Source organism: Streptomyces sp. NPDC088732 (assembly GCF_044751205.1).
Classification (GTDB): Bacteria; Actinomycetota; Actinomycetes; order Streptomycetales; family Streptomycetaceae; genus Actinacidiphila.
The window spans coordinates 19,518-42,807 of record NZ_JBIVLI010000007.1; the positions used below are offsets into that span (position 1 = coordinate 19,518).

Below are 23,290 nucleotides of genomic sequence, written 5' to 3' on the forward strand. Positions count from 1 at the left end.
CAGCGATCCTCTGGGGGTGAGTTCGGTCTTTTCGCGCCCAATCCTATGGGCGCGGGCGCCCCGGGGGCGAAACGGTTTGCGCTTGCCGCCGTCCGCGGGTCCGCGCGGCCGTCCCTGCGGCCCGTGATGCCCGTGTGGCGGGCGGGGTCACGGTGCCGGTTTCCCGGGGCAGGGCAGTAGGCCGCACGGGCGCAGGGGAACCGTCACTGGGCGTCGGGGACGGCGGCGCGCTCCTTGGCGGCTTCCAGCTCGGCCGGGCGGTGCCAGCCGACGTGGCTGCGCAGCCGGAGCCAGGCGGTGGCCTCGTCCGGGGGCATGGCGGCGGCGACGAGCCACCCCTGGATGGCGTCGCAGTCCAGGTCGCGCAGGCGCTCCCAGGTCCGGTCGTCCTCGACGCCCTCCGCCACGACGAGGAGGCCGAGGGAGTGCGCGAGGTCGATCGTGCAGCGCACGATCTCCGCGTCCTCGGCGTCGACCACGAGGCGGGCGACGAACGAGCGGTCGATCTTGAGTTCGCTCACCGGCAGGCGCCTGAGGTGGACCAGGGAGGAGTAGCCGGTGCCGAAGTCGTCCAGGGACATCTTCACGCCGTGGCCGGTGAGCCCGGCCATCGTGTCCGCCGCGCGCTGCGGGTCGTCCAGGAGCACGTGCTCGGTGATCTCCAGTTGCAGCGCCCCCGGCGGGACCCCGTGCCGGGCCAGGCGCGCGGCGACGGCCCCGGCGAAACCCGGCGAGTGGACGTCGCGCGGGGAGACGTTGACGGCGACGGGCACGTCCAGGCCCATCGCGCGCCAGCGGGCGACCTGGCCGAGCGCGGTCTCCAGGACGTACTCGGTCAGCTGCGGCATCAGCCCGGAGGTCTCGGCGATGGCGATGAACTCCTCCGGGCTCACCCTCCCCCGCTCGGGATGCACCCAGCGCACCAGCGCCTCCAGCCCGGCGACGTGCCCGTCGAAGCGCACCTTGGGCTGGTAGTGGAGTTCGACCTCGCCGCGGTCCAGGGCGCGGCGCAGGTCGCCGAGGAGCCCGAGCCGGTCGGGGGTGTTGCCGTCGCGGGAGGACTCGTAGACCTCGACCCCGCTGCGGTCACGTTTCGCCTGGTACATCGCGACGTCGGCGCGGCGCAGCAGTCCCTCGGCGTCGGAGGCGTGGTCGGGGAAGACGGCGACCCCGGCGCTGGCCTCCAGCACCAGGGTCAGGCCGTCGAGACTGAGCGGTGAGCCGAGCGCCGCGACCAGGGCCCGGGCGATGCGCTGGGCGCGGGTGGGCGAGTCGCAGGTGGGCAGCAGGACCGCGAACTCGTCGCCGCCGAGCCGGGCGGCCTCCGCGCCGCGCGGCAGCGCCAGCCGCAGCCGGTCGGCGATCTGCAGCAGCAGGCGGTCGCCGGCCATGTGGCCGAGCGTGTCGTTGACGGAGCGGAACTTGTCGAGGTCGATCAGCACGAGCGCGGTCCGCGCGCCCTCGCGGTCGGCGTCCTCCAGTGCCGTCCAGGTGCGTTCCAGCAGCCACTGACGATTCGGCAGCCCGGTCAGCGGATCGCGCAGCTGCTCCTCGGCGCGCGCGTGGGCGATCCACAAGGTGGAGTCCAGGGCGATGAGCGGCACGGCGAACAGCGGCAGCAGCAGCGGCAGATCGGCCGCCACGATGATGATCAGCGGGGAGATCCCGAGCAGCGCCACACCGACGAAGCCCTGGCGTATGAGGGCGGTCCTGGCCACCGTCGGCAGGGCTCCGGCGCGCGGCACGATGGCGTACCACAGCAGGGTCCGGGTCGCAGCCAGGTAGGCGAGCGCGGCGCCGAACACCGACGGGATCGCTCCCATACCCCAAGTGGCGGGTTGCCAGGGGTGTTCGACGGTCGGGTGGATACCGAAGCCGGACAGCGCGAGCGAGGCCGCGCCGATGCCGAGGATGTCCACCGCGCCGTGCAGCAGGGCCTGCCGCCAGCGGTGCCGGCGGGCCGTGCCGACGAGTACGACGACGGCCAGGCTGACCAGGACCGCGGGCACCCAGCCGTACAGCAGCAGCATCGCCAGGGTCAGGGCGGCGCCGGAGCCCGTGCCTCCCCACCAGCGGTCGCGGCCCATCGCGACGAGGTGGCCGACGATGATCCCGGTGAGCACGGCGAACGCCCAGCCCACGTCACCGCCGGGGAAGAACGCGGCGCCGTCCAGCACCATCCGGACGACGCCCACCAGGAGGGCCGCCGTGGCCGCCCCCACAACCGCGTAGCGCAGCGCCGCGGCGGGCAGCACCGGCACGGTCTGCCTGCGCAGCCGTGGCGCCGGTCCGGCGCTGTCCGTCGGTTCCATGCCCGTCCCTCTCGCAGCCGCGTGTGCCGTCGAACCACACGCCCTGCCCGCGGCAGGGAGCCGCGGAACCGCTGCAGGGCTGATGCCCGGAAGGCGCGCCTCTCAACAGTAGGCCGCCAAAGGCTGTCACGGGCACCGATCGGCGGGGGTTGCCCGAATGGATCCCAGTCAACCGGATCGTTCTGGTATGGGCCGAACGGGTGGTGATGGGACGTCATTCCGCGGGGTTCACGGCGGCCTCCCGGGCGGCGTCGGCGCCCTGCTCCAGCAGGACGGCGAACCCGGCCTCGTCCAGGATCGGCACCTTGAGCTGCACGGCCTTGTCGTACTTGGATCCCGGGCTGTCGCCGACCACCACGAAGTCGGTCTTCTTGGACACCGAGCCGGTGACCTTGGCGCCGCGGGCCGTGAGTTGGTCCTTGGCGCCGTCGCGGGTGTGCGTGGCGAGGGTGCCGGTGACGACCACGGTCAGCCCCTCCAGGGGGCGCGGCCCCTCGTCGGAGCCTTCCTCGGCGAAGCGGACGCCGGCCGCCTTCCACTTGCGCAGGATCTCGCGGTGCCAGTCCTCCTCGTGCCACTGCTTGAGGGAGGCGGCGATGATCCCGCCGACCCCGTCCACGCCGGCCAGCCGCTCCTCGTCCGCGGCGAAGACGGCGTCCAGGTCGCGGAACTCGCGCGCCAGCGCCTCGGCGGCGACCGGGCCGACGTGACGGATCGACAGCCCGGCGATGACGCGGGCGAGCGGCTGCTCCTTGGCCTTCTGGATGTTCTCCAGCATGGCCACGGCGTTCTTCTTGAGCTCGCCCTGCTGGTTGGCGAAGACGGAGACGACCTTCTCCTCCCCGGTCTTCGGGTCGCGCTTGGGCAGGCCGCTGTTCTGGTCGAGCACATGGGCGCGGATGGGCAGCAGCTGTTCGGGGGTCAGGTCGAACAGGTCGCCCTCGTCGCGCAGCGGCGGGTCGGCGGGCTCCAGCGGCCCGGTGAGCGCGGCGGCCGCGACGTAGCCGAAGTTCTCGATGTCCAGGCATCTGCGGCCGGCCAGGTAGAACACCCGTTCCCGGATCTGTGCCGAACAGCCCCGCGCGTTGGGGCAGCGCAGATCGATGTCGCCCTCCTTCATGGGCCGCAGCGGGGTGCCGCACGCGGGGCACTCGGCGGGCATGACGAACGCGCGCTCGCTGCCGTCGCGCAGGTCGACGACCGGGCCGAGGATCTCCGGGATGACGTCGCCGGCCTTGCGCAGCACGACGGTGTCACCGATCAGCACGCCCTTGGCCTTGACCACGTCCTGGTTGTGCAGGGTGGCGAACTCGACCTCGGAGCCGGCCACCGTGACCGGCTCGACCACGGCGTACGGCGTCACCCGGCCCGTACGGCCGACGCCGACCCGGATGTCGACCAGCTTGGAGTTGACCTCCTCCGGGGCGTACTTCCAGGCGATGGCCCAGCGCGGGGCGCGGGCGGTGGAGCCGAGCCGGCCCTGGAGCGGGATCTCGTCCACCTTGACGACGATGCCGTCGATCTCGTGCTCGACGTCGTGGCGGTGCTCGCCGTAGTAGGCGATGGCCTCCTTGACCCCCGCGATCGTGTCCACGACGCGGGCGTACTTGGTGGTGGGCAGGCCCCACTCGTGCAGCAGCTCGTAGGCGTGCGACTGGCAGTCGATCGCGAACCCCTCGCGGGCGCCGATGCCGTGCACCACCATGTGCAGCGGCCGGCTCGCGGTGACCCGCGGGTCCTTCTGGCGCAGCGAACCGGCGGCGGCGTTGCGCGGGTTGGCGAAGGGCTTGTCACCCGCCTCGACCAGGCGGGCGTTGAGCTCCTCGAACTTCTCCATGGGGAAGAAGACCTCGCCGCGGATCTCCACCAGGGCTGGCACCCGCTCCCCCGCCAGCCGGTCGGGGATCTCGGCGATCGTGCGGACGTTGGACGTGATGTCCTCACCGGAGCGGCCGTCGCCGCGGGTGGCGGCCCGCACCAGGCGCCCGTTCTCGTAGGTGAGGTTGACGGCGAGGCCGTCCACCTTGAGCTCGCACAGGAAGTGGTAGCCGCCGCCCTCGCCCGCCGGGGGGCCCAGCTCGCCGGCCAGCCGCTCCGCCCAGGCGTCGAGCTCCTCCTCGGTGAAGGCGTTGTCGAGCGAGAGCATGCGCTCGCGGTGCTCGACCGAGGTGAACTCGGTCTCGTAGGCACCGGACACCTTCTGCGTCGGCGAGTCGGGGGTGCGCATCGAGGGGTGCTCGTCCTCCAGCGCCTCCAACTGCCGCAGCAGCTTGTCGAAGTCGGCGTCGCTGACGACCGGCTGGTCCTTGACGTAGTAGCGGAAGCGGTGCTCCTCGACCTGCTCGGCCAGCGAGGCGTGCAGCTCGCGCGCCTCCGCCGGCACGTCCTCGTTCCGGGCGGCCTCGGGGATCTCGGAGTTCTCCACGTCCACGTCCTTCCTCACTCAGGGCTCACTCAGGGTTGTCGACGAGCGAGCGTGCCGCCTTCGCGCAGTGCGTGAGCGCGGCACGGGCATAGGCCGGTGAGGCCCCCGCCAGACCGCAGGCCGGGGTGACCGCCACGGAGGTGCCCAGAGCCTCCGGGGACAGCCCCAGCCTGCGCCACAGCGCCCGAACACCACTGACGCTACCGGCAGGGTCGGACAATGGGGCATCGGTACCCGGCACGACACCGGTGAAGAGCGCGGTCCCTGCCTCGGCCGCCTCACCGAAGGCGTCCCAGTCACGCTCCGTGAGCAGTGCGAAATCGAACGACACCCCGGCCACCCCGGCCCGCCGCAGCAGCGCGAACGGCACGTCCGGCGCGCACGAGTGCACGATCACCGGTACACCACCGACGCTGCCCGCATCGCCGCCGGCGGCCGCCATGACGTCCCGCAGCGCGCCCTCGACCACTCCCCGGTCGACCGCGCGGTGCGTGCGGTAGCCGCTGGCCGTCCTGACCTGCCCGCGCAGCACGGCCGTCAGCGACGGCTCGTCCAGCTGCAGTACGGGCTGCGCGCCGGGCACGCGCCGGCGCACGTCCTCCAGGTGCAGCCGCAGTCCCTCGCCGAGCGAGGCGGCCAGGTCGCGGCAGGCCCCCGGGTCGGACAGGGCCGCCTCGCCGTTCTTCAGCTCGACCGAGGCCGCCAGCGTCCACGGGCCCACGGCCTGGACCTTCAGCGGTCCCTGGTAGCCCTGGGTGAACTCCTCCAGCGCGTCCAGGTCCTCCACCAGCCACGCCCTGGCCCGCCGGGTGTCCCGGCCCGGCCGGTCCCCGAACCGCCAGCCGCTGGGCTCCACCCGCGCGTACAGCTCGACCAGCATCCCGAGGGTGCGGCCGATCATGTCGGCGCCCGGGCCGCGCGCGGGCAGTTCCGGCAGGAACGGGAGCGCCTCCAGCGCCCCCGTCGCCGTGCGCGCCGCCTCGCGGGCGTCGCCGCCCGGCAGGGAGCCGACGCCGGTGGCCGTGCCGGGGCGCAGCACGAACCGCTTCTCCTCGCCCATGGCCACCGGTCAGGCTCCCGGGCGGATCGTCAGGTCGTTGACCTCGGCGTCCCGCGGCAGGTCGAGGGCGGCCAGGACCGCCGTCGCGACCGACTCCGGGTCGATCCAGCGGGAGGCGTCGTACGGCTTGCCCTCCTGCTGGTGCACCTTGACCTGCATGGGCGTCGCGGTGCGGCCCGGGTAGACGGAGGTGACCCGCACCCCGCCGGCGTGCTCCTCCTCGCGCAGCGAGTCCGCGAGCGCCTTGAGTCCGTGCTTGCTGGCCGCGTACGCGCCCCACTGCGCGTGGGCGTTCAGACCCGCGCCGGAGTTGACGAACACCACGTGGCCGCGGGAGAGCCGCAGTTGGGGCAGGACGAGACGGGTCAGCTCGGCGGGGCCGACGAGGTTGGCCGCGAGCGTCTGGTTCCAGGTCTTCGGGGTCAGCTCGCCGACCGGCGCGAGGTCCACCACGCCCGCCACGTGCAGCAGCGAGTCCAGCCGGTCCGGCGGTTCCTGGTGGCCCAGGGCCCACGACAGCCGCTCGGGCTCGGCCAGGTCGCCGACGAGCGTACGGGCGCCGGGGAAGCTGTCGGCCAGTTCCTTGGCGCGTCCGGCGTTGCGGGCCAGCAGCCACAGCTCGTCGCCGCGGTCGAGCAGGCGCCGCGCCACGGCGGCGCCGATGCCGGAACCGGCTCCGGTGATCAGGTGAATCGACATGGCCCCATGCTCGCATCACCCGGGCTCACAGGATGCCCGCGGTCTCCTCCAGCCACGCGAGCGCCGCGACCTCGTCCTCCGCGAAGAACACCAGGTCGGTGAGGGGCAGCGGCAGGAAGCCCTCCGCGTCCATGCGCTGGAACTGCTGCTTGAGCCCGTCGTAGAAGCCCGCGGTGTTGAGCAGGACGACCGGCTTGGCGTGCAGGCCGTGCTTCTTCAGCTCCAGGATCTCGGTGGCCTCGTCCAGGGTACCGGTGCCGCCCACCATGATCACGACGGCGTCGGCGCGGGCCAGCAGCTCCGCCTTGCGCTCGGCGAGGTCGGCCGCGGTCACCATCTCGTCGGCGTTCTTGCGGGCCTTGGCCGCCAGGAACTCCACCGAGACCCCGACCAGGCGTCCGCCGTGCTCCTGCACCCCGTCGGCCACCACCTTCATCAGGCCCACGTCCGAGCCGCCCCACACCAGGGTGTGGCCCCCCTTGCCGATCAACTCGGCGAACCGGCGGGCCGGTTCGGTGTAACGGGCGTCCAGGTCGGCGGCGGAGAGGAAGACGCAGATGTTCATACGGCCCAGTCTCCCGCATCGGCCGGTCGGGCCGATGCGGAGGGCCCCCGCCCGGTCACGCCGAGGCGGCGGCCCGGGCGCGGCGCTCCGTGGCGGCGATGGTGGCCGAGCCGACGACGCGGGTGCCGTCGTACAGCACGACCGCCTGGCCCGGCGCGACACCCCGGACGGGGTCGCCCGTGAAGCGGACGCGCAGCTCCTCACCGGCCAGTTCCGCCACGACCGGCACGTCCTCGCCGTGCGCGCGCAACTGCGCGGTGTACGCCCGCGGGCCGTCCCCCACGGGGGCGGTGCCGCACCAGCGCGGGCGGATCGCGGTGAGCGCCGTGACGTCGAGCGCGTCGGCCGGGCCGACGGTGACGGTGTTGTTCACCGGAGAGATGTCCAGCACGTAGCGGGGCTTGCCGTCGTCGGCCGGGACGCCGAGCCGCAGGCCCTTGCGCTGGCCCACGGTGAAGCCGAAGGCGCCGTCGTGGCTGCCCAGGCGGTTGCCGTCCTCGTCGAGGATGTCGCCCTCGGCGGTGCCGAGCCGCCGGGCGAGGAAACCCTGCGTGTCGCCGTCGGCGATGAAGCAGATGTCGTGGCTGTCCGGCTTCTTCGCCACGGACAGGCCGCGGCGGGCCGCCTCCGCCCGGATCTCGTCCTTGGTGGTGAGCGTGTCGCCGAGCGGGAACATCGCGTGCGCCAGCTGCCGCTCGTCCAGCACGCCGAGGACGTACGACTGGTCCTTGGCGGCGTCCGAGGCGCGGTGCAGCTCACGGCTGCCGTCGTCGTTGACCACGACCGCGGCGTAGTGGCCGGTGCACACCGCGTCAAAGCCGAGGGCGAGCGCCTTGTCCAGCAGCGCCGCGAACTTGATCTTCTCGTTGCAGCGCAGGCACGGGTTGGGCGTGCGCCCGGCGGCGTACTCGGCGACGAAGTCCTCGACGACATCGGCCCGGAAGCGCTCGGCCAGGTCCCAGATGTAGAAGGGGATGCCGATCACGTCGGCGGCCCGGCGGGCGTCGTTGCTGTCCTCGATGGTGCAGCAGCCGCGCGCGCCGGTACGGAACGACTGGGGGTTCGCGGACAGCGCCAGGTGCACGCCGGTCACGTCGTGCCCCGCTTCGGCGGCACGGGCGGCCGCGACGGCCGAGTCGACGCCGCCGCTCATCGCGGCGAGCACACGGAGGCGACGGCCGTCGCCAGGGCCTGTGGGTGCACCGGGGAAGTCAGTCATAGCGCTGTCCACAATACGCGCGCGTCAGGACAGCCCGGCGCTGCGGGCGCGGGCGACGACCGGCGTGATGGCGGTCACCAGGGCGTCCACGTCGGCGGCGGTGGAGGTGTGGCCCAGCGAGAAGCGCAGGGAGCCGCGGGCGAGGTCGGGGTCGGCGCCGATGGCCAGCAGGACATGGCTGGGCTGCGGCACACCCGCGGTGCAGGCGGAGCCCGTGGAGCACTCGACCCCCTGGGCGTCCAGCAGCAGGAGCAGGGAGTCGCCCTCGCACCCGGGGAAGGAGAAGTGCGCGATGGACGCGAGACGGCCCTCCGGGTCGGGGTCGCCGTTGAGGATCGCGTCGGGGACGGCGGCGCGGACCCGGTCGACCAGGTCGTCGCGCAGGGCGCCCACGTCCCGGGTGAACTCCTGGCGGTGCTCGGCCGCCAGGGCGCCGGCGACGGCGAAGGAGGCGACCGCGGGGACGTCCAGGGTGCCGGAGCGCACGCCGCGCTCCTGGCCGCCGCCGTGCAGCAGCGGCACGGGACCGACCTCGCGGCGCAGCACCAGCGCCCCCACCCCGTAAGGGCCGCCGACCTTGTGGGCGGTGACGGTCATCGCGTCGAGTCCCGAGGCCGCGAAGTCCACCTCGGCCTGGCCGAGCGCCTGCACCGCGTCGGAGTGCAGGGGCACGTCGAACTCCCGCGCCACGGCGCTGAGTTCCTTGATCGGCATGATGGTGCCGACCTCGTTGTTGGCCCACATCACGGTGGCCAGGGCGACATCGTCCGGGTCGCGGGCGATGGCCTCGCGCAGCGCCTCCGCGTGCACGCGCCCGTGTCCGTCGACGGGCAGCCACTCCACGCGCGCGCCCTCGTGCTCGGCGAGCCAGTCGACGGCGTCCAGTACGGCATGGTGCTCGACCGGGCTGGCCAGCACGCGCGTACGCCGCGGATCGGCCTCGCGCCGGGCCCAGAACAGGCCCTTGACGGCGAGGTTGTCGGCCTCGGTACCGCCCCCGGTGAAGACGATCTCACTGGGCCGGGCGCCGAGCGCGGCGGCCAGGGCTTCACGGGACTCCTCCACCGTGCGCCGGGCCCTTCGGCCGGCCGCGTGCAGGGAGGACGCGTTGCCCGTGACGGCGAGTTGCGCGGTCATCGCCGCCACGGCTTCCGGCAGCATCGGTGTCGTGGCGGCGTGGTCGAAGTAGGCCATGGTGAGCGTGATTCTACGGGTCCGGCGGCCTCCCGGACCCGCCCCGGCGCCCCGTCAAAGGCCGGTCCCGGGCCGCACAAGCACCGTCCGGCAGCCGCCGTGGCACGTCTCACACGGCGGCGTCCTCCTCGGCCCGGCTGTGCCGGTGCCAGGCGCGCGGGGCGCGCCAGTGGAAGCGCATCGCCAGCAGCCGCAGACCGAAGGCGCTCACGACGGCGACCACGCCGGTGGCGGGGGTCAGCGCCCCGAAGTGGATGAGCAGGGCCACGACGGAGGCCCCGACGATGGCCGGCACGGCGTACAGGTCGCGGTCCCAGCGCAGCAGGGACGGCACCTCGTTGCCCAGCAGGTCGCGCAGCACACCGCCGCCGACCGCGGTGGCCAGCCCGAGTGTGGCGGAGGCGGTGAGGTTCAGCCCGTACGCGTAGGCCTTGGTGGTGCCGGTCACACAGAACAGGCCGAGCCCGGCGGCGTCGAAGACGCTGATGGTGGGGTTGATCCGCTCCACCTGCGGATGGAGGAAGAAGACCACCGCGGTCGCGATCAGCGGGGTCAGGAAGGACCCGAGGTCGGTGAACGCGGCCGGCGGGACCGCCCCGATGATCAGGTCCCTGAACAGCCCTCCGCCCAGCGCGGTGACCTCGGCGAGCACCGCCATGCCGAACACGTCGTAGTTCTTGCGTACGGCGAGCAGGGCGCCGGATATCGCGAAGACGAAGATTCCGGCGAGGTCGAGTATGTGCTGGACGGAGTGGCTGAACAGTTCGGTGTGCACCGGTCCCATTGTGCAGGGGCGGCCCGGTGCGGCCGGTGCGGCCGGTGCGGCCGGTCGGGCCGGTCAGGCCGGTCAGGCCTCGGTGGCCGCCTTCCGTGCGGGGCCGGTCGCCCCGCCGGACTCCCCGCCGGTGTTCTCGGGGTGGTGGCAGGCCACCTGGTGGCCGGTGGCCAGGGCGACCAGCGGCGGCTCGGTGGTCTTGCACACCTCGGTCGCCTTCCAGCACCGGGTGTGGAACCGGCAGCCCGGCGGCGGTGCGATCGGCGACGGGACGTCGCCGGTGAGCAGGATGCGCTCCCGCTCGGTACGCCGCTTGGGGTCCGGCACCGGCACCGCGGAGAGCAGGGCGTTGGTGTACGGGTGCATCGGCTTGGTGTAGAGGTCCTCGCGGTCGGCGACCTCGACGACCTTGCCGAGGTACATGACCGCGATGCGGTCCGACACGTGCCGGATCACCGACAGGTCGTGCGCGATGATCACATACGTCAGGCCGAGCTCGGACTGGAGGTCGTCCAGGAGGTTGACCACCTGGGCCTGGATGGAGACGTCCAGCGCGGAGACCGGCTCGTCCGCGACCACGAGCTTCGGCTTGAGCGCCAGCGCGCGGGCGATGCCGATGCGCTGCCGCTGGCCGCCGGAGAACTCGTGCGGGTAGCGGTTGTAGTGCTCGGGGTTGAGGCCGACCAGCTCCAGGAGGTTCTGGACCTCCTTCTTCACCCCGTTCTCCGTCTGGACCTTCTGCAACCGGAACGGCGCGCCGACGATGGTGCCGACGGTGTGCCGCGGGTTGAGGGAGGAGTACGGGTCCTGGAAGATCATCTGCACGTCACGGCGGAGCGGGCGCATGCTGCCCGTGCCGAGGTGCGTGATGTCCCGGCCGTCGAACTCGATGGTCCCGCCGGTCGGTTCGAGCAGCCGGGTGATCAGCCGGCCCATGGTGGACTTGCCGCAGCCGGACTCGCCGACCACGCCCAGGGTCTCGCCGGCGTTGACGTGGAAGTCGATGCCGTCGACGGCCTTGACCGCGCCGACCTGGCGCCGCAGCAGGCCCTTGGTGATCGGGAAGTGCTTGACCAGGCCGCTCACCTTGAGCAGGGCGTCCGACCCTTCGGCGGTCGACTGCTGGGGGATCGTCATCTCCTGGCCTTTCACAGCTTCGGCGCAATCTCTTCGGTCCAGATGCGCTCCCGGTCCGCCGTGCTCAGGTGGCACGCCGCGAGGTGCCCGGCGCCGACGTCGCGCAGCTCCGGAACGACCGTGCTGCTGGCGCCGTCGGTGAGTCCCGCGTACGGGCAGCGCGGGTGGAAGGCGCACCCGGAGGGCACGTTGATGAGGCTGGGCGGCGATCCCTTGACCGGGATCAGCCGGTCCGTGCGCTCGCGGTCGATGCGCGGCATCGAGCCGAGCAGGCCCCAGGTGTAGGGGTGCTGCGGCTCGTAGAACACCTTCTCGGCGCTGCCGCGCTCCACGCACCGGCCGCCGTACATCACCAGCAGGTCGTCGGCGAGCTCCGCCACGACACCGAGGTCGTGGGTGATCATGATGACCGCGGAGCCGAACTCCTTCTGCAGGTCCCGGATGAGGTCCAGGATCTGCGCCTGCACGGTGACGTCGAGCGCGGTGGTCGGCTCGTCGGCGATCAGCAGCTCGGGGTTGTTGGAGAGCGCCATCGCGATCATCGCGCGCTGGCGCATACCGCCGGAGAACTGGTGCGGGTAGTCCGCGAAGCGCTTGGCGGGCTCGGGGATGCCGACCCGGTCCAGCATCTCCACGGCCCGGGCGCGGGCCGCCTTCTTGGTCACCGAGTGGTGCACCCGGTACGCCTCGACGATCTGCGCGCCGACGCTGTAATAGGGGTGCATCGCGGACAGCGGGTCCTGGAAGATCATCGCCATCTTGCTGCCGCGCAGCCGCCTGACGTGGTCCTGGTCGGCGCCGATGAGCTCCTCGCCGTCCAGCCAGACCTCACCGGAGATCGTGGCCTTGGCCGTGCGGTGCAGGCCCATGATGCCGAGCGAGGTGACCGACTTGCCGGAACCCGACTCGCCGACGATGCCGAGCGTGCGGCCGCGGCGGAGGTCGAAGCTCAGCCCGTCCACCGACTTGACGAGGCCGTCGTCGGTGTTGAAGTGGATCCTCAGGTCGCGCACCGAGAGGAACGCGTCCCCGGCGTCCGGGGGTACGGCGGGCCCGGGCTCGCCGACCGCCAGGGAGGCCCGGGGCTGCTGCGCCGGGACCTCGGCGGCCGCCGGAGCGGCGGCCTCCTCGCCGGCGGCGTCCGCCGTGACGTCCTCGGGGGACGCGGTGTCCACGAGGTCCACGGCGGGCTCCGTGCCGGAACCTTCCTTCGCGGACGTGGCCTCCCCGGAAGCCTCCGAGGAGGCCTCCGTGGCCCCGGAGGAGCCGTTCGAGGTGCTGTCGGCGGTGCTCACGAGAACCTCACCCTGGGGTCGATGGCGGCGTACACAAGGTCCACCAGGAGATTGCAGACGACGATGAAGAAGGCGGCGACCAGGGTCACACCCAGCACGATCGGCAGGTCGTTGTCCTGGACGCCGGAGACGGCGTAGGCGCCGATCCCCTTGAACGAGAACACGTTCTCCGTGATGACCGCGCTGCCGATGAGCAGACCGAAGTCCATGCCGAAGATGGTGACGATCGGGGTGAGCGCGGCCCGCAGGCCGTGCTTGACGACGACCTTGCGCTCCCGCAGGCCCTTGGCCCGCGCGGTGCGGATGTAGTCCTCGCCCATCGTCTCCAGCATGCCTGCCCGGGTGAGCCGGGCGTACAGCGCCGAGTAGAGGAACGCGAGGGTGCACCAGGGGAGCAGCAGGTTCCATGCCCAGTCCGCCGGATTCTCGGTGAACGGGACGTAGTTGATGCCCTCCGACCAGATCGGGATCTGGAACTGGAACACGCCGAGCACCAGGATGCCGGTGAAGAAGATGGGGAGGGAGACGCCGGCGAGGGCCACACCCATCGAGAGCCGGTCGAAGAGGGAACCCCGCTTGAGGGCGGAGACCACACCCACCGCCACACCGCTGATCACCCAGATGACCGCCGCGCCGATGGCCAGCGAGAAGGAGACCGGGATCCGGTCCTTCAGCTGCGGCCAGACCTCGACGTGCGACTTGAAGGAGTAGCCGAAGCAGGGGGCGCCGCAGTGGGTGGCGTCCGGGCCGAACTTGTAGTCGGCGCCGACGACCAGGGCCTTCAGGAAGTGCCAGTACTGCTGGTAGAGCGGCAGGTCGAACCCGAGGTTCTTCTTGACCGCCGCGATGGAGGCGGGGTTGGCGTCCTTGCCCACGTACTGGGTCGCCAACTGGGTGGTGGTCTGCCCGCCGAGGCGGGGGACCAGGAAGAAGATCGCGAAGGTGACTGCGCTGACGACCAGCAGCAGGATCACCGCGGCGAACACGCGTCGAATGATGTACGCAGCCACAGCCGTGCGGCGTCGGGCCCGCCGGGCCGGGGGGTCACCCGGCCCGGCGGGACACCGATGCCTTCACCTGCCTTCCGATTACTTGGACGAGCCGATCAGCAGGTAGTCGTACATACCGAGGTACGCCTCAGTCACCGTGACGTTGGTGGCGGACGGCGGACGGTACAGGAGGTTCTTGCGCCACAGCAGCGGCACGACCGAGGCGTTCTCCATGACCATCTTGTCGATGTCGCCCCAGGCCTTGGTGCGGGCCGCGGAGTCGGTGTTCGCGATGGCGTCGGACAGGGCCTTGTTGATGGCCGGGTCGTTCAGCTCCATCAGGTTGTTGCCACCCGAGGGCTTGATCGCGGAGCCGTCGACGATCTGGTCGAGGAAGCCGTAGCCGGTCGGCCAGTCGGCACCCCAGGCCATCATCATCAGGCCGATCTTGTGCTCGTGCACGTAGCTCGGCACACCGACGTAGTTCGAGAAGTACTTGCCGGCCGGGAAGGTCTGGATCTTGGCGTCGATGCCGACCTTCTTCAGCGAGGCCTGGATCGCGGTGGCCATGGCGACCTCGGACGGACGGTCCGTGCGCGCCGTCAGCGTGGTGCTGAAGCCGTCCGGCTTGCCGCAAGCGGTCAGGGACGCCTTGGCCTTGGCCGCGTCACCCTTGTCGCCCGGGGTCTCGTACAGGTTGAACTTGTTGAACCCGTTGACCGACGGCGGGATCAGCGTGGAGGCGATGTCGCCCTTGACGCCACCACCCGCGGCCGCCTGGACCGAGGCCTTGTCGAGCGCCCACTGGACGGCCTTGCGGCAGTCGGCGTTGTTGAACGGCGCGACGTTGACGTTCATCGCCATGTACGAGGTCGCACCGGCGATGGAGTTGTCGCTGTTCTTCAGGTTCTTCGGGCTGGTGAGGATCTTCGGCTGGGTCTGCGGCTGCACACCGGCGCCGGCACCGTCGACCGTGCTGTTGTCCGCCAGCAGGTTGTTGTCGATGGTGAGCGGGTTGACCTTCAGCTTCAGCACGAACTTGTCCGGCAGCGCGGTGCGGATCTGGTCCGTGGACTTGTCCCACTGCGGGTTGCGTACCAGCGTGGCACCCGAACCCTCGGTGTACGAGGAGAACTTGTACGGGCCGGTCGACACGATGTGCTGGACGTACGTCGCGCCCGTGTCCTTCGCCGCCGGCACGGGGGCCGTCTGCGAGAACGTCGCGAGGTAGTCGAAGTCCGCGAAGGGCTTGCTCAGGTGGAAGACGATGGTCTTGTCGTCCGGGGTCTCGATGGACTTCAGGCCCTCGGGGGACTTGTCCTTGTACGGACCCTGGTACTTGTCGCCACCGTCGAGGTAGGCCTTGAAGTACGTCGGGCCGTTGGCCATGACCTCGGGCGCGAAGTTGCTGCGCTCGATCGCGTACTTGACGTCCTTGGACGTGACCGGGGTGCCGTCCTCGAACTTGACACCGTCACGCAGGGTGTAGGTCCAGGTCTTGGCGTCCGCGGACGCCTTGCCGAGGCCGGTCGCCAGGTCCGGGACGAGCTCCAGACCCTCCTTGCCCGCGGCGGGCTTGAACGTCAGCAGAGTGCGGGCGTACAGACGGGAGAAGTTCTGCACCCAGCCGTAGTACGTGTTGCCCGGGTCCAGGGAGTCCGGCACGTCGGAGTCCTCCATCGTGACCGTACCCCCCTTCTTGTCCGACTTGTTGACGATCGAGGTCAGGGCCGCGTCCTTGGCGGCGCTCGCCTTGCTGCCGCCGCCGCCGGAGCCGCCGCTCTTGGTGCCGCTGCTGCACGCGGACGCGCCCAGGGCCATAGCCGTGGCAAGCGCCACTATGGCTGTTGCTTTTCTGCTGTTCATGCCGAGGTAAGCCCCCTCATTCGGTGATGTTGCTGCACTGCGGAGCACGTTGACCGCGCGCCGAGTCACTTGCTGCGGGGGTCGAGGGCGTCACGCAGCCCGTCGCCCAGCAGGTTGAACGCCAAGACGGTGATGAAGATGGCCAGGCCCGGCACGAACATGTACTGCGGGTCCGCCTGGAACACGTCGACGGCACTGGTCAGCATGTTGCCCCAGGAAGCCTGCGGCGGGGCGATGCCGACCCCGAGGAAGCTGAGCGCCGCCTCGAAGAGGATGTTGGTCGGGATCAGCAGCGTCGAGTAGACGAGGATCGGCGCCACCAGGTTGGGCAGCAGTTCCCGGAAGAGGATGAACGGCCCACGGGCGCCGAGGCTGCGGGACGCGTCCACGAACTCGCGCTCCCGCAGGCTCAGGGTCTGGCCGCGGACGATACGTCCCATGTACGGCCAGTTGAAGAAGCCGATGACGAAGATCAGTACGCAGATCCGCAGCGGCAGCCCGTTCAGGCCGAAGGCGCCGTCCTGCAGCGAGGCCGAGATGGAGATCGCGAAGAGCAGGAGCGGGAACGCCAGGAAGATGTCCATCATCCGGCTGATCAGGCTGTCGACCCAGCCGCCGTAGTAGCCGGCGACGATGCCGAGCACGGTGCCGATCACGTTGGAGAGGATCGTCGCCCCGGTGGCGACCAGGAGCGAGATCCAGGAGCCCTCGATGATGCGGGCCAGGATGTCGCGGCCGAACTGCGGGTCCACACCCAGCGGGTGGGACCAGCTCATACCGCCCCAGCCGCCCTTGGGGGACAGCAGTTCGGCATCGACCAGGTCCTGGTGGAACGCGTTGGGGTCGAGATGGAAGACCATCTCGATGGGCTTGGCAAGGACCGCCAGCAGCACCAGGAGGATCACAACGATGCCGCCGGCCACGGCCACCTTGTCACGCTTGAAGCGCATCCAGGCGATCTGGCCGAGGGAACGTCCCTCGATCTGACTCCGGGTGGCCCCGCTCAGCACAGCCTCCGGCGGTGCCTCGGTCTGTGAAGCGGTGGTCTCTATCGGTGCGGTCATGGTGAAACTGACCCCTCTCGCCGGCGGGTTACCGGCGCGCGCCCGCCGCTGTAGCGGCTTTACTCATCGTTGGTGCTGGTGATGCCGAGGTGCTGTGACAAAGTGAATGCGGGGGTTGTGGAACCCCCTGGCGGGTGAGTCTGGATGCTGGTCGCGATCACACACCAGACCTGGCGGTGAATGTATGCGCAACCGTGATGTGGTGACCCTTCGCCTGTTATTACCGCAGTGTTACGCGCGTTGACAGATCGCCGGGAGTGCTCTCGACTCGCTACCTTCGGGGCCATGAATGATCGGCTGCGCGCGGTGTGCGACCTCATGGTTCCCGTCGTCAGGGAGATGGCGGGACTGCACGAGTACGACGGTCAGGTGCAGGATCTGTCCCCGGACGGCGTGCGCCGCGGCCTGTCAGCACTGGCCGCCTCGCGGCGCCGCGAGGCGGCCCTGGAGGACCCGCACGACGAACGGCACCTTTCGGTCTTCGAGGACACCCTCAGGGTCCAGTACGGCGAGCTGGAGCTGCACCGGCGCGACCCCTATCCGCATCTGTCGAACCTCGAACTGACCCCCTACGACCGGGAGTACGCCCCGCGTGAGGAGCTCGCCGAGGCCCGCAGACGGCACCTGGCGCAGTGGCCGGACGCCGTGGACGCGGCCGTCGCGTCCCTCGACCGGGTGAGTGCGCCCGTCGCCGGGGCACTCCTGGGGGCGGTTCGCGGGCTGGCCGCCGGGCTGGACCCGGACGAGGAGCCCGAGGCCGGTCCCGCGCTCGCCGCGCACCGCCGGCTGGTGGACCACATCGCCCGCGCCGCCGAGACCGGCGACCCCGACCCGCGGCTCGGCGGCGACGCCCTCGCTCTGCTGATGGGCAGTCAGGAAGGCCTGCCGGTCGACCTGTCCGCGCTCGCCGAGGAGGCCGAACGGGAACGCGACCGGCTCACCGAGCTGCTGACCGAGTCCTGCCGGCGGCTCGACCCCGGGCACACCGTCGACGAGCTGATCCCGCGGCTGCTCGCCGACCACCCCGGCGCGGAGGGGGTGATCCCCGAGGCCGCCCGGCTCACCGAGGAGGTCATCGAGTTCACCCGGCGCCGGCGGCTCGTGCCGTGGCTCGACGGGGACTGCCTGGTGGGTCCCGCGCCGCCGTCGCGGCGCTGGTCGATGGCGATGATGACCTGGGCGGCCCCCGAGGAGGCCGACAGCGCCTCCTGGTACCACGTCACCCCGCCGGAGCCGGAGTGGCCGGAGGAGGAGCGCGAGGAGTGGCTGTCGGTCTTCAGCCGCACCAGCCTGCCCGCGATCACCGTGCACGAGGTCGCACCGGGGCACTTCGCCCACGGCCGGGCACTGCGGCACGCACCCACCCAGGTCCGGCGGGTGCTGCACTCGCTCTCCTTCTGCGAGGGCTGGGCCCACTACGTGGAGGAGGTCTGCCTGGAGGAGGGCTTCCGCTCCCGCGACCCGCGCTTCGCGATCGGCGTCGCCCTGGAGGCGCTCGTCCGCGTCACCCGGCTCGCCTGCGCCATCGGGCTGCACACGGGGGCGATGACGCCGGAGGAGGCCACCGCGCGGTTCATGCGCGACGCCCACCTGGCACGCGCGGGCGCGGCCTCCGAGGCCCGCAGGGGCACCTTCGACGCGGCCTACGGGCGGTACACCTGGGGCAAGTTGGAGATCATGCGGCTGCGGGAGCGGGCCCGGCAGGAGTGGGGGCAGGACTTCACGCTCCAGCGGTTCCACACGTCCCTGCTGGAGCTGGGCAGCCCTCCGCTCGGACTGATCCCCGCGGTGCTCTGACGGACCCGGGAGGACGGATCCCGGGGGCGGCCGGGGCAGACCCCTCGGCCGCCTCCTGGGCCCTCAGTAGCGCTGCGGCGCCCAGCCCCCGTGGACGGCGCCGGCGCCCCCGCCGCCCGCGTGCGCGTCACGGTCGTAGAAGGGCTGTGCGGCGGACCGCATCCACATGCCCACGGGGTCGTACTCGTCGGTGAGGGCCACCGCGGCGACGGGCAGCCCCTGGGGCACCGCGGGAAGGGCGGACTGCATCATCTGGCGCACCGTCTCCGCGGACTGGGGGCCCGCGTCGTAGAGGTCGACGCCGATCGCGAGATACGGCTCGCCCAGGACCGGCTGGACCCAGGCGCGCCGCAGGGAGCGCACCGAGGGGGTGCGGTGGGCCTGCTGCGACAACAGGGCGTAGTACTGCGGGATCTGGAGCGCGGGTTCGGCGATCCGCAGCGGTCCGGCGGGGGCCTGGTCCAGCCCGAGACCGATCCGGCGCAGGTCGAGCCAGGGGACGCCGACCCCGCCGCCGGGCGCGTGCGGGTTGAGCCACAGGCCCCAGCGGTCCGGGAAGAGGGAGGCGGCGACCTCCCGTCCGGACACCACCTCGTGGGCCCGGGTCCAGCCGCTGGCGGCCAGTTCGCGCGAGGACGTCACACAGGGGGCGTAACCGAGGCCGCCCACCTCCATGTTGCCGTACTGCGCGTCCGTGCCGCCCGGGGTGCCCTGCCACAGCAGCATCCACACCTCGCCGTCGGCGAGCGCGCGCAGCAGCGTCTCGTACGCGTCGAACCCACCGGGCGTCACCTGCCGCAGCGCCTGCTCCAGCCCGCCGTCCCCTCCCGCGCCCGCGCTCACGTGACCCGCCCTTCCGCCTCTGCGTCGTCTGCTGCTTCGCCTGCCGGACCCAGGTTATGCGCCGGCACCGACAAAGAAGGGTCGCACGCGTTCGACCATCCAGTCCCCCACGGGGTCCTGTGCGACGTCGAGCAGTACGAGATTGACCGGCCACGGCACCGGGACGGCGCCGAGCGCCGTGCCGAGCGCGGTCATCGCCGCGGCCCGGTCCTCCTCCTGCCAGCGGTCGAGTTCGACGCCGATGAAGAGCACGGCCGGGTCCCCCTCGACGCTGGCCAGGGCGCGGCGCGCGCTGAGCACGACCGGGGTGACGGCGAACTCGCCCGCGGCGGCGGCCAGGAACTCCACCGGCTCCTCGTCCGGCGAGGGCTCCCACAGCCGCACCCGGGCGCCGGTCGGCGTGCCGGGCTCGCGGGCCGTGCGGCACAGTTCCATGACGGCGGGGGGCGGCAGCGGAATCCCCACCGCGCCACCGGGGTTGACCGCGATGCCGACCTGCGGCGGCAGTCCGCGCGCGAACTCGCGGGCCGGGGCGACGGCGAAGTCCATGCCCCGCGCGGCGTGCAGGAACTGCTGCTCGGAACTGAACACCGGGACGAAGGCGCCGCCGCCGAGTTCGATGGTGGGCAGGTCCAGATCGGCGCTGGCCTGGCTGCCGCCGGCCGGCAGCGGGATCCACAACTCCGAGCGGCCGAGCACCTCCAGGACCCGGGCGGTCGCACCGGGATCGCCGAGGGCGGCGGAGAGGACTTCCTCGAGTTCATTGGCGGGCCAGGTACCGGCGGCCTGCTCGCCGGCGAACGCCGGGGCGAATCCGTCGGGTATCCGCTGCCCAGGGATGTTCACTGCGTCTCGCCTCGCAATAACCGGTCGTGGTGCCCTCTGCCAAAACCCTATCCGCAGGCGGGCGCCGCGGACCCCTCCGGGCCCGGAACCGTCACACCGGGCGACCGTCCGGTTGCGAGGGGTCACGACTTCTCACAAGGTGGGGCAGGCAAGGACAAAACCCTCACTTGGGAGATTCCTCAATATGCGCATCACCAGGACCACCTCCGCCCTCATAGCCGCCGCCGTCTGCGGCTCGCTGACGATGGGCCTCACCGGCGGTGTCGCGAGTGCCCACGCCCCGGTCCGGATCACGGCCGTTCACCTGGCGCCTGCCGCCGACGCGGCGGATTCCGGCCGTGCCGACCTCATCGCCAAGCTGGGTGACACGCTGTCGATCGGCGCGAAGCTCACGCAGGAGGCCCAGGCCCAGGGTCCCGACTCCGCGAAGCTCGACGAGCTCCGCCAGGGCCTGGAGGAGGCGACCCGGCAGCTGTCCACGGTCGTCGACCAGGCGGTCGCCTCGGCGGACCCGTCGGCCGAGGACTCCTCCGTCCCCGCCGACCCGGCCGCACAGCTTCCGGCCGACCCCGCCGACGGCAGCGAGCGCGCGGCCGACGCCGTGTCCGACATCCAGGCCCAGCTCAAGAAGCTGGTGGACGACGTCGCCACGCTGGTGAAGGCCGTCGTGGACAAGAACCTCGCGGCGGTGACCGCCGGTGTGGCCACCGTCGTCGCCGACCTGCAGGCGCTGCTGCTGTCCGTGCCGAAGCTGCTGACCGGCCTCCTTCCGCTTCCCCTTCCCGTCCCGCTGCCGCTGGAGGACGAGTCGGCGCAGGACCCGGGCGTGCCCGTGGCGCCCGAGGCCGCCGCGCCGGTCCAGTAGTCCGCCGGCAAGGCAGGTGGCGCCCGGTCACCGCAGCACCGTGGCGGCCCGGCCGCTCAGCCGTCGAAGTCGATGGCCTCGAGCTGCCGGGCCGCTTCGCGGTCCAGCAGCACCGCCGAGGTGCACGCGGCCGGCAGCCGGCCCTCCTCGGCCGCGCGCAGCAGCAGCCGCGAGGCCCGCTGGTGCCGGGCCATGGCGTACGCCGACACCCCCCGCCCCCGCTCCCGCTGCCCGTCACGGGCGGCCTCCACGGGCACGTCGAGCAGCACCAGGTGCATCCCCCGGCCGCGGCGCCGGGCCTCCCGTCCGACCCAGGCGCGCACCCACGGCAGGGTGCCGCAGTCGTGCAGGGCGACACCGGCCCCGGAGCGCAGCGCCCGCCACAGCCCCAGGTAGTGCGCCAGCCGCACCAGGGGGCGGTAGACGGCGTACGGCAGCAGCCGCGGCATGCGGGCCTGCCAGCGTTCACGGACGTCCTGGGAGTCGATCAGCACGGTGTCACCGGACACGCGGCGCATCAGCGTGCTCTTGCCGCCGCCGGGGAGCCCCGAGACGATCAGCACGTCGCCGGCGGGGTAGCGCAGCCGCCGCACCCGGGTGCGCCCCGCGCGCAGGTCGACCAGCCTGCGCGGGCGCACCGAGCGTGCGGCGCGGACCGCGCCGCGGGGAGGGACCGCCGGCCGCAGGGCCGCCGGAGGGGAAGCGGCCGGTGCCCCGGCCGTCGCGTACGCACTCTGCCACCGCACAGTCGCCCTCCCGGTGAGACTTTCAAGAAATGGTAAATCCTCGGTATGCACCTACCCAGGGAAGCGACGCGGTGACGACACGATCGGGACCCGACCGGGACATCGGGGACACGACCGCGACAAGGCGGAGCGGCCGTGCAATGATGGCGGCCTCAATCACATATCGGCCGTTCGAGGCCGCGCGGGAGAGTTCCCCGCTCCCGCCGTGGCGGGCGGGGCGCCGAAGGAGCAAGTCCTCCCTTGAATCTCTCAGGCACAGATACCGCGCGTCCGAGGCACATCTGAAAAGCGGGCGAGCCCTCCCGGTCGGGGGCGGCCGCCCCACCCAAGGTGCAAACCGGGGCTCCTCCGCGCGGAGGGTCCAGGTGAACCTCTCAGGTTCCGATGACAGATGGGGAGGGCAAGCCCCCTTCCTGTCATCGTCCGACCTGTTTTCCATGTCCTTGGGAGCCCGCCCGATGAGTGAACCCCGCCGTACCGCGCTGGACGCCCTGCACCGGTCCCTCGGTGCCACCATGACCGACTTCGCGGGCTGGGACATGCCGCTGCGGTACGCCAGCGAGCGCGACGAGCACACCGCCGTACGGACCAGGGCCGGTCTGTTCGACCTCTCCCACATGGGCGAGATCACGGTCACCGGCCCCGCCGCGGGCGAGGCGCTGGACTTCGCGCTGGTCGGCCACATCTCCGCGCTGGCGGTCGGCCGCGCGCGCTACACGATGATCTGCGCCCCCGACGGCGGCATCCTGGACGACCTGATCGTCTACCGCCTCGGCGACCAGGAGTACATGGTCGTCGCCAACGCCTCCAACGCGCAGGTGGTCCTGGACGCCGTGACCGAGCGGGCGGCCGGCTTCGACGCGGCCGTGCGCGACGACCGCGACGCGTACGCGCTGATCGCCGTCCAGGGGCCGCAGTCCCCCGGCATCCTGAAGTCGCTGACCGACGCGGACCTCGACGGGCTGAAGTACTACGCCGGACTGCCCGGCACGGTCGCCGGCGTCCCGGCGCTGATCGCCCGGACGGGGTACACCGGCGAGGACGGCTTCGAGCTGTTCGTCGACCCGGCCGACGCCGAGAAGCTGTGGCAGGCGCTCACCGACGCGGGGGCGGACGCCGGCCTGGTGCCGTGCGGCCTGTCCTGCCGGGACACGCTGCGCCTGGAGGCGGGCATGCCGCTGTACGGGAACGAACTGACCACCGCCCTCACGCCGTTCGACGCCGGCCTCGGCCGGGTCGTGAAGTTCGACAAGCCCGGTGACTTCGTGGGCCGGCAGGCGCTGGCCGCCGCCGCGGAGCGCGCCGCGGCCGAACCGCCGCGCACGCTGGTGGGCCTGGTCGCCGAGGGCCGCCGGGTCCCGCGCGCGGGCTACCCGGTGGTGGCCGGCGGTGCCGTGATCGGCGAGGTCACCTCGGGCGCCCCGTCCCCGACCCTGGGCAAGCCGATCGCCATGGCCTACGTGGACGCCGCGCACGCCGCGCCGGGCACCTCCGGTGTGGGCGTGGACATCCGCGGTACGCATGAGCCGTACGAGGTGGTGGCCCTGCCGTTCTACAAGCGGCAGCGCTGAGGCCCCGTCCGTACCCCGGGCA

19 protein-coding genes and 1 riboswitch are annotated in these 23,290 nt (G+C 72.1%); of the genes, 3 read left to right on the forward strand and 16 right to left on the reverse strand.

Annotation, left to right across the window (positions count from 1 at the left end; translation table 11 throughout):
- Positions 1-203: 203 nt before the first annotated feature.
- From ACIP9H_RS14195 to ACIP9H_RS14255, 13 genes are all read right to left on the reverse strand, one after another.
- On the reverse strand, positions 204-2,312 hold the full coding sequence (locus ACIP9H_RS14195; RefSeq protein WP_401580120.1) for a putative bifunctional diguanylate cyclase/phosphodiesterase: 2,109 nt from the start codon (positions 2,310-2,312) through the stop codon (positions 204-206).
- A gap of 214 nt (positions 2,313-2,526) precedes the next feature.
- Positions 2,527-4,755 carry an NAD-dependent DNA ligase LigA gene (gene ligA, locus ACIP9H_RS14200; protein ID WP_401959216.1) on the reverse strand — a complete coding sequence of 743 codons (2,229 nt, stop codon included), beginning with the start codon at positions 4,753-4,755 and terminating at the stop codon, positions 2,527-2,529.
- A 7-nt stretch (positions 4,756-4,762) separates the two neighbouring features.
- Entirely contained in the window at positions 4,763-5,797 is a 1,035-nt protein-coding gene (locus ACIP9H_RS14205) for a methionine synthase (RefSeq protein ID WP_401581084.1), read from the reverse strand.
- A gap of 9 nt (positions 5,798-5,806) precedes the next feature.
- A complete protein-coding gene (locus ACIP9H_RS14210) occupies positions 5,807-6,496 on the reverse strand; it encodes an SDR family oxidoreductase (protein ID WP_401580122.1) in 690 nt (229 codons plus the stop codon).
- Between the two features lie 25 nt (positions 6,497-6,521).
- Positions 6,522-7,061: a TIGR00730 family Rossman fold protein gene (locus ACIP9H_RS14215; RefSeq protein ID WP_401580124.1), complete on the reverse strand. Its 540-nt coding sequence runs from the start codon at positions 7,059-7,061 to the stop codon at positions 6,522-6,524.
- A gap of 55 nt (positions 7,062-7,116) precedes the next feature.
- Positions 7,117-8,280 carry a tRNA 2-thiouridine(34) synthase MnmA gene (gene mnmA, locus ACIP9H_RS14220; protein ID WP_401580126.1) on the reverse strand — a complete coding sequence of 388 codons (1,164 nt, stop codon included), beginning with the start codon at positions 8,278-8,280 and terminating at the stop codon, positions 7,117-7,119.
- Positions 8,281-8,304: 24 nt separating this feature from the next.
- Positions 8,305-9,474 carry a cysteine desulfurase family protein gene (locus ACIP9H_RS14225; protein ID WP_401580128.1) on the reverse strand — a complete coding sequence of 390 codons (1,170 nt, stop codon included), beginning with the start codon at positions 9,472-9,474 and terminating at the stop codon, positions 8,305-8,307.
- A 109-nt stretch (positions 9,475-9,583) separates the two neighbouring features.
- Entirely contained in the window at positions 9,584-10,249 is a 666-nt protein-coding gene (locus tag ACIP9H_RS14230) for a trimeric intracellular cation channel family protein (RefSeq protein WP_401580129.1), read from the reverse strand.
- Positions 10,250-10,321: 72 nt separating this feature from the next.
- Entirely contained in the window at positions 10,322-11,386 is a 1,065-nt protein-coding gene (locus ACIP9H_RS14235) for an ABC transporter ATP-binding protein (protein WP_401580131.1), read from the reverse strand.
- Positions 11,387-11,397: 11 nt separating this feature from the next.
- Positions 11,398-12,459, reverse strand: coding sequence for an ABC transporter ATP-binding protein (locus ACIP9H_RS14240; protein ID WP_401581087.1), 1,062 nt, complete (start codon positions 12,457-12,459; stop codon positions 11,398-11,400).
- Between the two features lie 218 nt (positions 12,460-12,677).
- Positions 12,678-13,691, reverse strand: a complete 1,014-nt coding sequence (locus tag ACIP9H_RS14245; RefSeq protein WP_401580133.1) for an ABC transporter permease — start codon at positions 13,689-13,691, stop codon at positions 12,678-12,680.
- Between the two features lie 78 nt (positions 13,692-13,769).
- Entirely contained in the window at positions 13,770-15,536 is a 1,767-nt protein-coding gene (locus ACIP9H_RS14250) for an ABC transporter substrate-binding protein (RefSeq protein WP_401580135.1), read from the reverse strand.
- Between the two features lie 65 nt (positions 15,537-15,601).
- Positions 15,602-16,600: an ABC transporter permease gene (locus ACIP9H_RS14255; protein WP_401580137.1), complete on the reverse strand. Its 999-nt coding sequence runs from the start codon at positions 16,598-16,600 to the stop codon at positions 15,602-15,604.
- Between the two features lie 285 nt (positions 16,601-16,885).
- Between ACIP9H_RS14255 and ACIP9H_RS14260 the strand changes: the two genes are divergently transcribed.
- The gene (locus ACIP9H_RS14260) at positions 16,886-18,397 is read left to right on the forward strand and encodes a DUF885 family protein (RefSeq protein ID WP_401580139.1); all 1,512 of its coding nucleotides are present in this window, start codon (positions 16,886-16,888) and stop codon (positions 18,395-18,397) included.
- A 63-nt stretch (positions 18,398-18,460) separates the two neighbouring features.
- Here the strand turns inward: ACIP9H_RS14260 and ACIP9H_RS14265 are convergent, their stop codons facing one another.
- The gene (locus ACIP9H_RS14265) at positions 18,461-19,240 is read right to left on the reverse strand and encodes an enhanced serine sensitivity protein SseB C-terminal domain-containing protein (RefSeq protein WP_401959220.1); all 780 of its coding nucleotides are present in this window, start codon (positions 19,238-19,240) and stop codon (positions 18,461-18,463) included.
- A 54-nt stretch (positions 19,241-19,294) separates the two neighbouring features.
- A complete protein-coding gene (locus ACIP9H_RS14270) occupies positions 19,295-20,065 on the reverse strand; it encodes an enhanced serine sensitivity protein SseB (RefSeq protein WP_401581090.1) in 771 nt (256 codons plus the stop codon).
- 205 nt (positions 20,066-20,270) lie between these two features.
- On the opposite strand from ACIP9H_RS14270, the gene ACIP9H_RS14275 reads away from it, so the two are divergent.
- Positions 20,271-20,951, forward strand: coding sequence for a hypothetical protein (locus ACIP9H_RS14275; protein WP_401959221.1), 681 nt, complete (start codon positions 20,271-20,273; stop codon positions 20,949-20,951).
- 56 nt (positions 20,952-21,007) lie between these two features.
- Here ACIP9H_RS14275 and ACIP9H_RS14280 read toward each other — a convergent pair whose 3' ends face one another.
- Entirely contained in the window at positions 21,008-21,697 is a 690-nt protein-coding gene (locus ACIP9H_RS14280) for an AAA family ATPase (RefSeq protein ID WP_401580145.1), read from the reverse strand.
- Positions 21,698-21,869: 172 nt separating this feature from the next.
- A riboswitch (glycine riboswitch) is annotated at positions 21,870-21,972 on the forward strand.
- A gap of 183 nt (positions 21,973-22,155) precedes the next feature.
- Here ACIP9H_RS14280 and gcvT point away from each other — a divergent pair.
- Entirely contained in the window at positions 22,156-23,268 is a 1,113-nt protein-coding gene (gene gcvT, locus ACIP9H_RS14285) for a glycine cleavage system aminomethyltransferase GcvT (RefSeq protein ID WP_401580147.1), read from the forward strand.
- The last annotated feature ends 22 nt before the right edge of the window (positions 23,269-23,290 follow it).

Coding starts and splice junctions, on each gene's coding strand:
- ACIP9H_RS14195 (WP_401580120.1), bottom strand. CDS start 2,312: ATGGAACCGACGGACAGCGCCGGACCGGCGCCACGGCTGCGCAGGCAG.
- ACIP9H_RS14205 (WP_401581084.1), bottom strand. CDS start 5,797: ATGGGCGAGGAGAAGCGGTTCGTGCTGCGCCCCGGCACGGCCACCGGC.
- ACIP9H_RS14210 (WP_401580122.1), bottom strand. CDS start 6,496: ATGTCGATTCACCTGATCACCGGAGCCGGTTCCGGCATCGGCGCCGCC.
- ACIP9H_RS14215 (WP_401580124.1), bottom strand. CDS start 7,061: ATGAACATCTGCGTCTTCCTCTCCGCCGCCGACCTGGACGCCCGTTAC.
- mnmA (WP_401580126.1), bottom strand. CDS start 8,280: ATGACTGACTTCCCCGGTGCACCCACAGGCCCTGGCGACGGCCGTCGC.
- ACIP9H_RS14225 (WP_401580128.1), bottom strand. CDS start 9,474: ATGGCCTACTTCGACCACGCCGCCACGACACCGATGCTGCCGGAAGCC.
- ACIP9H_RS14235 (WP_401580131.1), bottom strand. CDS start 11,386: ATGACGATCCCCCAGCAGTCGACCGCCGAAGGGTCGGACGCCCTGCTC.
- ACIP9H_RS14250 (WP_401580135.1), bottom strand. CDS start 15,536: ATGAACAGCAGAAAAGCAACAGCCATAGTGGCGCTTGCCACGGCTATG.
- ACIP9H_RS14255 (WP_401580137.1), bottom strand. CDS start 16,600: ATGACCGCACCGATAGAGACCACCGCTTCACAGACCGAGGCACCGCCG.
- ACIP9H_RS14260 (WP_401580139.1), top strand. CDS start 16,886: ATGAATGATCGGCTGCGCGCGGTGTGCGACCTCATGGTTCCCGTCGTC.
- ACIP9H_RS14275 (WP_401959221.1), top strand. CDS start 20,271: ATGCGCATCACCAGGACCACCTCCGCCCTCATAGCCGCCGCCGTCTGC.
- gcvT (WP_401580147.1), top strand. CDS start 22,156: ATGAGTGAACCCCGCCGTACCGCGCTGGACGCCCTGCACCGGTCCCTC.